We start from the raw sequence: 11,810 nt of genomic DNA on the forward strand, positions 1-11,810 counted from the left end.
GCGGACTCCAGGAGCCGCTTGGTCAGCTGCTGGAGCAGCCCGCCCTCGCCGGTCAGCTGCAGGCCCTCGGCCTGGGCACGGCCGACCAACTCGTCAATGAGCTGGTCGTCCACTCCCTTCGCCGGCTGCGGCTCAGCGGAGTTGACGGACTCGGCCTCGGTCACGTTGTTGCTGGTCATCGATGCATCCTCCTTGATCAGGAGTTACACCGATCGTTTTACAGTCCCCCTGCCCGAACGGGGCGCACGGGGCGCCCCGCCCGGCTCGTCGCAGGCCGGCTCGTGCTCAGACGCGGTCGGCGGCGATCAGCACGTACTGGAAGGAACCGTCCTTGTAGGAGTTGATGAAGGCCTCCTCGATGCCGGTGACCAGCGAGGAGGTGGCGCGCAGCTCCCAGTACGGCAGGGTCTGCGGGGTGAGGTCCACCACGGCCTGCGGCACGAGGCGGTTGTCGGCCATCGCCCGCAGGTACTCGCGGCGGGAGTGGATGTTGCACTCGAAGTGCGCGTTGATCTGGGAGACCCACTTGGACGGTTGGCCGTATCGCGGGTTCCAGCACCCGGTGATGGTCACGTAGCGGCCCCCGACGCCCAGAACGCGGGCGTGCTCGGCAAACAAGTCGTGCAGGTCGACGTACATGCTGGACTCGTTGTTCCAGGAGCCGGCTGCCTGCCCGGTTCCGAAGGGCATGTCGAGCATGTTGCACACCTGGGCGTGCACCCGGTCCTCGATGCCGAGTTCGCCGGCGCGGCGGTTGGCGAACTCCGCCTGCTTGGCCGAGAGCGTGACGCCCTCGACAGCACAGCCGAATCGCTGGTGGGCCATCACCATGGAGCCGCCCCGCCCGCAGCCGGCGTCGACGAGCAGGTCGTCGCGGCGGATGGGCCCGAGGTGGTCGAGGAGGACCTCTGCCTGGGCGGACTCCAGTCGGTGGAGCTCGGCGACGAGCCGCTTGTCGTAGGCGGAGTCGCCCGCGTCGCCGAGAGCGGCGTGGTCGACGTCTCCGATGCCGTAGTGGTGGTGGTAGAGCCCGTCCACATCGCCCAGGCGCAGGTTCACGGGCCTGGCCTCGGCGTCCCAGTAGCGGGCGATGTCGCCCTGGTACGGGGACGCGGGGGCGGGCACGAAGGCGGAGGGCCGGGTGGCGGTGGGCAGTTCGGTGCTGGTCACAGTGGGGTTCCGTTTCTTACCAGTTCTTACCAGAAGTCGGGCAGGCTGTATCGGTAGGTGTTGGTGCGGTGCCAGTAGTGGTTGCCGTCGACCCAGGCGGCCACGCCCCGCAGAAAGCGCAGCACGGTCGGGACGGGGCAGGATGCCGCCAGTGCGGCCGCCTCGGCCTCGAAGTCGCGCATCAGATCGTTGTGGACCTCGACGGCCTTGAGATAGGCGTCCCGTTCGGTGAGGCCCTCGCGGTCGGCGATCACCACGGGCAGGTTGAGGTGCCGGCCGGGTGAGGCCAGTTCCTTGGTGTACGAGTACAGGTCGTTGACGATGGTGGTGGCGTTCGAGGCCAAGGCGATGACCCGCTGCACGGCGGGCTGGGCGTGCAGGTCGGCGGCGAGTTCGTAGCCCCCGACGGTGTCGGTGATGGTCGGGCAGGGGCGGAAGTTGTTGAACTGCCGCATGGCCAGGTACTCCCACACTTCGGGGGTGTGGTCGGTCTGGGCCCAGGCCGCCTCGGCGAGATAGCCCAGGTGCAGGCGGGCCATGTCGTGCCGGTACCGGTCCGCCTGTGAGGGGGTGGCCCGGTGCGTGAAGTGCTCCATGGCGGAGCGGTAGGCGCGGCGCGGGGCGTCCGAGTGCAGCGACGCGTTCCCGGGCCGCTGGTACTCCCGGGTGGTGTGCAGGGGGTCGAGGGCGGTGTGCGCCAGCAGGAGTCGGCTGCCGAGCCCGACGGGGGAACCGCCGTGGTCCTCGCAGTAGCAGTCGTCCACGGCGTTCTCCGCGACCATCAGGCGGGTGGCCACCATGACGTGCTCGACGGTGGGCGCGTCCGGGTGGCAGGCGACCATGTAGCGGCCGACGGAGAAGCCGTCGAACTCGCCCTCCCATTCCGGCGGGAAGAGCTGGATCTCGTCGACGGCCCACGACTTGATCCGGCGGCTGACCTCCGCGACCCGAACGGGGTCGGGCTCCGCCACGGGATGGTGGTAGAGGCCGGGGACGGCGGGTCCGTCCGCGACGGGCGGCTCCGCGGGCGCGGGACCGTCCGGTGCCGGTCCGGGGGCGCCGGGCCGCGCCGGGGGTGCGGGCGACGTGGCGAGGCTCAGGCTCCGGGTACCCAGCCCGCTGGGGCCGTGCGGGATCCGCCCCGGGGCGGTGAGCGGGGCCTGTGCCGCCGGCGGGGGCGTGTTCCGGACCAGGGGGCCCGGTCCGGTGGGGGGCGGCACCGTCGCGGGCCTCGGTACGGTGCCCGTGGTGGGGAACGTGTAGGACGCGGGCGTGCGGGACGGGGCGGCGGACGGCACTGCCGCGGCCGGTGCCGCCGGGGGGCGTGGTGCGAGGGCTGGGAGGCCGGTTGTCAGGGCGGCCAGGTGCTCCTGGAGGCTCGCCGCCCCGGGCGGCGGGTCCGGCGGGTGCGGGGAGCGCCCGGTGTCGGGCATCCGTAACTCCTTGCTGAGGGGCGGGGGAAGGCTGTCGGGACCTGGGGAGGCACGGATGCGCCGCGGGGATCCGTGCGCGGCGCGCCTTCCGGGTGCGGTGCGCTCGGCGGCGGTGCGCTCGGCGGCGGAATCCGGGCGTGTGGGGTCCGTGTGGTCCTGCGGCGCGGTCAGTTCCGCCGACGGGCGATCTGAACGTTCTCCAGTACACCGAGCGCATCGGGGACCAGGACCGCCGCGGAGTAGTAGGTGCTGACCAGGTAGGAGATGATCGCCTGCTCGCTGATGCCCATGAAGCGCACCGACAGACCGGGCTCGTACTCCTCCGGAAGACCCGTCTGGAACAGTCCGATGACTCCCTGGTTGTCCTCGCCCGTACGCATCGCGAGGATGGAGCTGGTGTTCTCCTCGCTGATGGGGATCTTGTTGCAGGGCAGGATCGGCACTCCCCGCCAGGCCGGTACCTGCTGGCCCCCGACGTCCACGTGGTCCGGGTAGAGCCCGCGGGCGTTGAACTCGCGTCCGATCGCGGCGATCGTCCGCGGGTGCGCCAGCATCAGCTTGGTGCCGCGGCGGCGGCAGAGGAGTTCGTCGAGGTCGTCCGGGGCGGGCGGACCCGCGTGGGGCTGGAGGCGCTGCTTGAAGTCGACGTTGGCGAGCAGCCCGAACTCCGGGTTGTTGACGAGTTCGTACTCCTGGCGCTCCCGCAACGCCTCGATGGTGAGGCGGAGTTGCTCCTCCGTCTGGTCGTGGGGGCCGTTGTAGAGATCGGCGACCCTGGTGTGGACGCGCAGCACGGTCTGTGCGACGGAGAGTTCGTACTCCCTCGGGCGGAGTTCGTAGTCCACGAAGGCGCCCGGCAGCACGGCCTCGCCGACATGGCCGGCGGACATCGCGATCTCGGCCTCGCCGTGGCGGTTCTGCCGCTGCCGGGGCAGCGAACTGAAGTTCTCGATGTGCTCCCGCAGGCCGGGCGCAGAGGAGAGGACGGCGGCGAAGTCGGAACGGGACAGGGTGAGGAGGGTGCCGGCGGTCTCGGCGGTGGCGGTGTAGTCCCAGGTCGCGTCGGTGTCCAGGAGGGCGTTCTCGCCGAAGCGGTCGCCGTCCGCGCGTGTGGCGACGGTGACTTCGTCGCCGTACTTGCCGGCCGTGGTCTGGGCGATCCGGCCGTGGGCGATGAGGTGGATCTGCTCGGCGGGCGCGCCCCGTTGGACGAGGACCTCGCCCGGGCGGAAGTCGTGCTTCACACAGCGGTCGGCGAGTGCGGTGAGCACCTCCACGTCCTCGAACCCGCGGAGCAGGGCCAGTTCGCCGAGTTCGCGGGGGATCACGCGGACGTCCGAACCGTTCTGGACGAACTCGATGCGGCCGTCGCCGACGGTGTAGCTCAGGCGCCGGTTCACCCGGTAGGAACCGCCCCTTGCCTCGACCCACGGAAGCATCCGCAGCAGCCAGCGGGAGGTGATCTCCTGCATCTGCGGTGCGGACTTCGTCGTCGAGGCGAGGTTGCGGGCGGCGGCCGTGCCCAGGCTCGACTGCTGCCGGGGCAACTGCTCCGCCTGCACTTCCTGGCTGGTCTCAACTGACATCGGGCGAGGTCTCCTTCGCAGGGGTGGTTCGGTGGGCACACATGTGCCCACCGGTAGAGGAAAGAGGAGAAGGTGGTCGAGTTCGGGGAATTCACCTGGAACCAGGAAGGACAGTAACGACTTGTGAGCGCCTCCCGGCGGGAGAGGCCGTTCTCTTACCTCGATGCGGTGATCTTGCTCGGAAGTCGGTTTATCCACACGATCATCGGTACCGGGATCATCGGATCAGCCGCCCGCCCGGAAACGCTCTGTTGGCCGGGTCTTCCCATCGCGGCTCCCGGAGGGAAAACTGTGCCGGGCACTGTGGTGCCCCTGTCCGGACGGGAGTTGGACAACGTTGTCATACCCCGACTCCGTCCGGGGTCCGCGCCTTCCGTCTCCCCCGAGAGGACCGCTATGCGGGAACCCGCCGCCGCCGAACACCCGCTGCCCCGGACGAGACGGGGGCGGCTGCGCGCCGCCGTCGTCGCCGCGTTCACCTCGGGCGCGCTCGTCGCCGGCCTGGCGCCGGCCACGGGCACCGCCACGCCCGCCGCAGCCGCCGAGGCCGCGCCGAGGGCCTCGGCGATCAGCGCGTACGACGCCGTCGACCCGTTCATCGGGACCGCGTTGGACCCGTCCCAGAACAAGGGCAACAGCGCGTACGGCAACACCTGGCCGGGGGCGACGACCCCGTTCGGCATGGTGCAGTCGAGCCCGACGACGTACCGCTCGTCCGACGGCGACCAGAAGGGCGGCTACGAGTACAGCGCCGACAGGATCCGCGGCTTCGGGATGACGCGGCTCTCCGGCACCGGCTGCGAGGGCCGGTTCAGCGCCTTCGACTTCCCGGTCCTGCCGTACACGGGCGCGCTCGACGGCGGTGCGCTGCCGACCAGTCCCGGCACCCGGATCGAGCCGTACTACCCGGGCTTCGACCACCGCGACGAGACGGCGGCCCCCGGCCATTACACGGTCGGTCTGGCCAACGGCGTCGAGACCGAGCTGACCGCGACCACCCGGACCGCGGTCAACCGGTACGCGTTCCCGGCCCGCAAGGAGTCCTCGACGCTGATCCTGGATGTGGCCGGCTCCAACAACCGGGTCTTCGACAGCGAGGTGAGGGTCGAGGGCCGTACGGTCAGCGGCTGGGTGGAGACGGCGTCGGTGTGCGACGAGGGCGGCCGCTACCGTGCCTACTTCTCCTCGACCTTCGACCGCGCCTTCACCTCGTACGGCACCTGGCAGGGCGGCGAGGTCACCCCGGGCGCGGCAGCCGCCCGCGGTGGTGCGGCCAGGCACGGCGCGGGTGCGTACCTGGTCTTCCCGAAGGGCGCGACGGTCACCGCGCGCACCGGGCTGAGCTACGTCAGTGTGGCGAACGCGGCGCGCAACGCGGAGGCGGAGACCGGTGGCCGGAACTTCGACCAGGTGCGCAGGGCGGCCGCGCAGGCGTGGAAGGACGCGCTGGGCACGGTGAAGGCCACCGGCGGGACGAAGTCGGAGCGGGTGAAGTTCTACACGGCGCTCTACCACTCCCTGCTCCACCCGAACATCGCCGACGACGTGAACGGCCAGTACCCGGGCCACGACGGCACGGTCCGCAGGGTCGCCCCCGGCCGGCACCACTACGTCACCTACGCGGGCTGGGACATGTACCGGGGCCAGGCGCAGCTCATCGCGCTGCTCTTCCCGAAGGTCGGCGACGACATCAACCAGTCGCTGGTGGACCTGGTGAAGCAGACGGGCGCCTGGCCCAACTGGCCGCATCTGAACCAGTCGCAGCAGAAGATGAGCGGTGACTCGCTCCAGGTGGTGCTGTCGTCGATCGACGCGTTCGGCAGCGTGGACTACGACCGCAGGGCGGCGCTCGCCTCGATGCGCACGACGCAGTCGCTGCCCGTCGGCGCGACGAAGCGGGCGCACGCTCAGCAGTACTTCAGCGCCGGGTTCATCGACAACGGCAGGGGCGACTCCGCGACATCGAAGACGCTGGAGTACGCGATCGACGACTTCGCGATCGCCCAACTGGCGGGCCGCCTCGGCGAGAAGGCGACGTACGAGCGGTTCATGACCCGCGCGCAGAACTGGCAGAACCTCCTCGACCCCGAGACGGACCGCATCCGGCCGCGCGGCCGCAACGGCTTCGACCGGTCCTTCAACCTCGGTGAACGCGGCAACCAGTTCGAGCAGGCGACCGGCTACCAGTACGGCTGGATGGTCCCGCAGAACCTCGGCACGCTGATCGAGAAGCGCGGCGGCGCCGCCGCGGTCACGCGCGACCTCGACGAGCACACGAAGTCGCTGGACGCGGGCGTGTACAACACCACGGGCGCCTATCTGAGCAACCAGCCGAGCTTCTCCATGCCGTACGTCTACAACTGGCTTCGCCGGCCGGACCGTACCTCGGAGGTGCTGCGCCGGGCGGTGGACGAGATGTACGACACGAGTCCGTCGGGCCTGCCGGGCAACGACGATCTGGGCTCGCTCAGCTCCTGGTACGTGTGGGCGAACCTCGGGATGCACCCGGTGGTGTACGGCACGGCGAACCTGGTGCTCAGTTCGCCGATGTTCGACCGCATCACGATCGCGGCGGCGGACGGCGACCGCCGGATCACGATCAGGGCGGCGGGGGCGGCCGCGGACAAGCCGTACGTCACGGGCCTGAAGGTCAACGGCCGCGCCACGACACGGTCCTGGCTGAGCGAGGACTTCGCGCGGGCGGGCGGTGAGCTGACGTTCACGATGGGCGAGGCTCCCCGGGCTTGGGGCACGGGTGAGGCCGATGTCCCGCCGTCGTACACGCAGGGCTCCGACGCCCGCAACAACATCGGCTCGACGCCCGACGGGCAGGGCAGGCTGGGCTCGCTCGACCTGAGCGACAACTCCCTCTCCCGCGAGAAGCTGGCGGCGGCGGGCGCAGCCCCGGGCGCGAAGCTGCCGCTGGGCGACACGGGAGTGACCTTCACCTGGCCGAAGGCGGAGCCGGGCGAGCCGGACAACTGGATCCCGCACGGCCAGCGGGTGGATCTGTCGGGCAGGAACGGCAAGGGCGTCAGGGCGACCGGTATCTCCTTCCTCGGCCTCGCGACCAACGGCCCGGCGCAGGGCCTGGCGACGGTGGAGTACGAGGACGGCTCGACGCAGAACGTGGCGGTGCAGTTCACCGACTGGACGCCGGGCATCAACTACCTTTACGGCAATGTCCCGTTGGTGGTCACCGAGGGCCGCAACAGGGTGAACGGCACCTCGGACACGACGCGGACGGTGGTCTTCGGCACGGTCCCGCAGGTGCTGGACGGGAAGAAGCGGGTGCGGTCGGTGGTGCTGCCCCAGGGCACGGACCGGGGCGTCATGCATGTCTTCGACGTGGCCCTGACGACCGACCCGGACCTGCGGGCGCCGGGCGTGCTGCCCGAGCGCATCGTCCTCACCCCGACGGCCACGCCCGCCATCTCCCAGGCGGTGACCTGGCGGACGGGCACCGGCACGACGGAGGGTGAGGTGCGGTACCGCGAGGCGGGCTCCCACTCCGCCTGGCGCAGGGCGAAGGCGACGACGAACGAGGAGCTGCTGAGCGGCGGCGTGCCGACGCGGACGCACTCGGCGGTGATGGCCCGGCTGAGGCCGGGCACGGCGTACGAGTACCGGGTCGGCACGGGGGACAGGCTGAGCGGGACGTACGCCTTCACCTCGGCCAGTGAGCCGGGCGAGGAGTTCACGTTCCTCTACTTCGGCGACGCCCAGAACGACCTGAAGGCGAAGTGGGCCCCGGTCGTGGAGCGCGCCTACCAGCGCTTCCCGAAGGCGGTCGGCAGCGTCAACGCGGGCGACCTGGTGGACTCGGGCGGCAACGCGGGCCAGTGGGACGAGTGGTTCGGCGCGATGGACGGGCGCAGCCGGACGACGAACGTGATCGCGGCGCCGGGGAACCACGAGTACAACGCGGACCTGTTCCTGCGGACGTGGAAGTCGACGTTCGCGTATCCGGCGAACGGGCCGGTGCCGGTGCCGGCGAGGGACACGACCCCGGCGGAGCGCCAGCGGGCGGCGTACGAGAGCCATATGGCGAAGGCGATGGCGGAGACGGTGTACTACACCGACTACCAGGGCGTGCGTTTCATCAGCCTGAACGCGAGCACGCACGACGCCCGCGAGCTGATGACCCCGCCGGACCTGCCGCCCTGCGCCGAGGGCTGCCCGGACCCGCAGAAGCTCTGGCTGGACCTCCAGGCCCGCTGGCTCGACCGCGTCCTCGCCGGCAACCCCCACAAGTGGTCGGTCGCCACCTTCCACCAGCCGGTCTTCTCGGCGGCGGTGGGCCGCGACGAGAAGCCGGTCCGCGACGCCTGGCTCCCGGTCTTCCAGCGCAACGACATCGACCTGGTCCTGATGGGCCATGACCATGTGTACGCCCGCGGCTACGTCGACGCGGACGCGACGGACACACCCGGTGTGACGACGGGCCCGGTCTACGCGGTCGCGATGGCGGGCCCGAAGTACTACGAACTGGCCCCGGCCGACGACAACGTGTGGACCCGCAACGGCGCGACACAGGTGGCCCGCGCGGCCCATACGTCCACCTTCCAGGGCATCACGGTCACGAAGGACACGATCCGCTACGAGGCGGTCGTCGGCGCGAAGTGGGACGACAGGTCGACGACGGACAAGGAGGTGGGCGAGACCCTGGACGCGTTCACGATCACGAAGCGGGACGACGGCGTGAAGTACGTGACGGAGGAGGGGGTGGGGGTGCCGGGGGCGCGGTAGGGGGCTCCGGGGCGGGGGCGGCACGTGGGGCGGGGTCCTGCGTGCCGCCCGGGGCTCGGAGCCGGCCCGATGGCGGTGGAGAACACTTCCGGGCAGCGGCTATTCGGCCACGGTGCCGCCGGAGGAGCGGGCCGCGCTTCTTCTGCGGTGGACGATCACCCCGCCCACCGCGAGGAGCAGCACGGCCACGGCCGAGACGCCGAGGGCCGTCCGCTCGGCGAAGAGCCTTCCCAGCACGGAGAGAACGCCGAGGCCCGCGGTCGCGTAGATCAGCGCCCAGGCCGCCCCGCCGACGAAGAGGGCGGGGAGGTAGCGCGACAGGGGCATGCGCATGCTGCCCGCGAGGAAGTTGGCGGCGGTCTGGAAGCCGATGGTCAGGAAGGAGACGGCCACGACCGGTGCTCCCCACCGCTGGATGGCCCGCTCGGCGCGCTGGAACTTCGCGGAGGAGAGCCGGGCGGCGAACCTGCTGCGCCGGGCGCCGGCACCGGACAGCAGCCCGACGGCGAAGGTGCCGCCGGCCCGGAGCAGGACGATCACGTACAGGGCGCCGGCGGTGAGGGCGACCTTACCCATATCGCCCCGTTCCGGGCACAGGGCCGGGAGCCGCGTCCTCTGCCGTCTGCGGGGGCGTCCCGCCCTCGGCGGGGGCGCGACGCACACAGGCCCGGTCACCGTGTCTCACCTGCGCGCCCGTCTCCTTTGGGTTCCCGCCCGCAGTGCGCATCCCGGACCCGATCCCGGACCGCTGCACGCAGGCAAGGGCAGCCTAACCGACTGCGTATGCGTCGCGGCGGGCCGCCCCGGCAGCGGGGCTCCCCCGAACGATCACCGCCGGTTGATCCGTACCGGTCGGGGGTAGCGGAGGGCCATGGCATCCGACGACTCCTCCGCCGCGGTGAGCGGCTATACGCGGCCCGAGATCGACGTCAAGGCCCTGGCTGCCGTGCTCGACGGCGGGTACGGCGGGATCCGCGGCCTGGTGCGGGCCGGTCTGGTGGAGCATGCCTCCGTACTGGAGGACGCCGAGCGGCTCGGCATGGACGCGTTCCGTGAGCGGGTGCGGGACGTGGTGGTCGAGCTGGCCGGGACCGGCCGGACGGGTATGGGTTTTCCGGCGGTGTACGGCGGTGGCGACGATGTCGGCGCCTCGGTCGCCGCCTTCGAGACCCTCGCGTTCGGCGATCTGTCCGTGCTGGTCAAGGTCGGGGTCCAGTTCGGGCTGTTCGGCGGGGCCGTTCTGCATCTGGGCACCGGGCGGCACCACGACGCCTATCTCCCGGACCTGGTCGCCGGGCGGCTGCTGGGCTGCTTCGCGATGACCGAGACCGGACACGGTTCCAACGTCCAGGCGCTCGGGACGGTGGCCCGGTACGACGCCGGGGCGCAGGAGTTCGTCGTCACCACCGAGGGGGACGCCGCCCGCAAGGACTACATCGGGAACGCGGCCCGCCACGCCGAGCTGGCGGTGGTCTTCGCGCAGCTGGAGGTGGGCGGGGAGTCCCGTGGCGTGCACGCGCTGGTCGTCCCGCTGCGGTCCGGGGGACGGGTCCTGCCGGGGGTGGAGATCGAGGACGACGGCCGCAAGATGGGCCTCAACGGCGTCGACAACGGCCGTATCCGCTTCAACGGGGTCCGGGTGCCGCGCGAGGCGCTGCTCAACCGCTTCGCGGACGTCACCCCCGACGGCACATACACCAGCTTCATCGACAGCCCCGACCGCCGCTTCTTCACCATGCTCGGCACCCTGGTCCAGGGCCGGGTCTGCGTCGGTGGCGCCGGGGTGAACGTGGCCAAGGTCGCCCTCACCCTGGCCGTCAGGTACGCGGTGCGGCGGCGCCAGTTCGAGGCGTCGCCGGGTGCCGAGGAACGGCTCCTGCTGGACTACGGGCTGCACCAGCGCCGGCTGCTGCCTCTGCTGGCCCGCACGTACGCGCTGCATTTCGCGCAGGACGTGGTCCGGGGGCAGCTGCACGAGGTGTTCTCCGGCGACGGGGACGATCCGCGGGCGCGGCGGCGGCTGGAGTCGCGGGCCGCCGGAACGAAGGCGCTCGGCACCTGGCACGCCACCCGCACGGTGCAGGAGTGCCGTGAGGCGTGCGGCGGCGCGGGCTATCTGGCGGTGAACCGTTTCGCGGCCCTCAAGGCCGACAGCGACGTCTTCACCACCTTCGAGGGCGACAACCATGTGCTGCTCCAGTTGGTCGCGAAGGGCCTGCTGACCGATTACGCGGGCGAGTTCGAGGATCTGGACCAGCTCGGTGTGGTCCGGTACGTCACCGGGCTGGCGGTCGAGACGGTCATCGAGAAGGCGTCCGTGCACAAGCTGCTGGAGCGGGTCCGGGACCTGCTGCCGGGCGGTGACGAGTGGGACCAGGAGGCGGGGCTGCTCGACTCGGAGTACCAGCTGGCGATGCTGCGCTACCGGGAGGAGCACATGCTCGCCGGGCTGGCGCGCCGGCTGAAGCGCGGTGTCGACCAGAAGCGCGATCCCGGGGCTGTCTTCTCGCAGGTGCAGGACCATGTGATCGCGCTCGCGCACGCGCACGTCGAGCGGTTGGTGCTGGAGGCGTTCGTGGACGCGTTCCGGGCCGTGCCCGACGGGGGGAACAAGGTCGCGGTCGGACTGCTGTGCGACCTGTTCGCGCTCTCCACGATCGAGGCGGACCGGGCCTGGTTCATGGAGCACGGCCGGCTGACCGTCCAGCGGTCCAAGGCGATCAGCCGGGAGGTGAACGACCTCTGCCGCAAGGTCCGGCCGCTGGCCGTCGACCTGGTCGACGCCTGGAACATCCCGCCCGAGCTGCTGCGGGCCCCGGATCTGCTGGAATGACACCGGCCCGGCAGCCGGCGCGAGGCCGGGCAACGGGAG

General features: G+C 71.3%; 7 protein-coding genes. 2 read left to right on the forward strand and 5 right to left on the reverse strand.

All coding sequences use genetic code 11. The features are described 5' to 3' along the window. The 4 genes from ABZ457_RS21470 to ABZ457_RS21485 all read right to left on the reverse strand — a co-directional run. Positions 1-179 (reverse strand): transposase (locus tag ABZ457_RS21470; protein ID WP_359159592.1); only part of this gene is annotated, 179 nt, incomplete at its 3' end. Positions 180-285: 106 nt separating this feature from the next. Then, positions 286-1,170 (reverse strand): geranyl diphosphate 2-C-methyltransferase, encoded by an 885-nt coding sequence (locus tag ABZ457_RS21475; protein WP_359159510.1) that lies wholly within the window; start codon positions 1,168-1,170, stop codon positions 286-288. A 26-nt stretch (positions 1,171-1,196) separates the two neighbouring features. Continuing rightward, complete coding sequence (locus tag ABZ457_RS21480; RefSeq protein ID WP_359159594.1) at positions 1,197-2,534, reverse strand: family 2 encapsulin nanocompartment cargo protein terpene cyclase; 1,338 nt, start codon at positions 2,532-2,534, stop codon at positions 1,197-1,199. A 236-nt stretch (positions 2,535-2,770) separates the two neighbouring features. Next, positions 2,771-4,189, reverse strand: a complete 1,419-nt coding sequence (locus ABZ457_RS21485; protein ID WP_359159512.1) for a family 2B encapsulin nanocompartment shell protein — start codon at positions 4,187-4,189, stop codon at positions 2,771-2,773. Between the two features lie 396 nt (positions 4,190-4,585). On the opposite strand from ABZ457_RS21485, the gene ABZ457_RS21490 reads away from it, so the two are divergent. Then, positions 4,586-8,938 (forward strand): GH92 family glycosyl hydrolase, encoded by a 4,353-nt coding sequence (locus tag ABZ457_RS21490; protein ID WP_359159514.1) that lies wholly within the window; start codon positions 4,586-4,588, stop codon positions 8,936-8,938. Between the two features lie 99 nt (positions 8,939-9,037). On the opposite strand, the gene ABZ457_RS21495 is transcribed toward ABZ457_RS21490, so the two are convergent. Then, positions 9,038-9,514 carry a VTT domain-containing protein gene (locus tag ABZ457_RS21495; protein ID WP_359159516.1) on the reverse strand — a complete coding sequence of 159 codons (477 nt, stop codon included), beginning with the start codon at positions 9,512-9,514 and terminating at the stop codon, positions 9,038-9,040. Positions 9,515-9,809: 295 nt separating this feature from the next. Here ABZ457_RS21495 and ABZ457_RS21500 point away from each other — a divergent pair, with 295 nt between their 5' ends. After that, positions 9,810-11,771 (forward strand): acyl-CoA dehydrogenase, encoded by a 1,962-nt coding sequence (locus ABZ457_RS21500; protein WP_359159518.1) that lies wholly within the window; start codon positions 9,810-9,812, stop codon positions 11,769-11,771. The last annotated feature ends 39 nt before the right edge of the window (positions 11,772-11,810 follow it).

It is taken from the genome of Streptomyces sp. NPDC005805, assembly GCF_040630445.1.
Lineage (GTDB): Bacteria > Actinomycetota > Actinomycetes > Streptomycetales > Streptomycetaceae > Streptomyces.

Coding starts and splice junctions, on each gene's coding strand:
- ABZ457_RS21490 (WP_359159514.1), top strand. CDS start 4,586: ATGCGGGAACCCGCCGCCGCCGAACACCCGCTGCCCCGGACGAGACGG.
- ABZ457_RS21485 (WP_359159512.1), bottom strand. CDS start 4,189: ATGTCAGTTGAGACCAGCCAGGAAGTGCAGGCGGAGCAGTTGCCCCGG.
- ABZ457_RS21495 (WP_359159516.1), bottom strand. CDS start 9,514: ATGGGTAAGGTCGCCCTCACCGCCGGCGCCCTGTACGTGATCGTCCTG.
- ABZ457_RS21500 (WP_359159518.1), top strand. CDS start 9,810: ATGGCATCCGACGACTCCTCCGCCGCGGTGAGCGGCTATACGCGGCCC.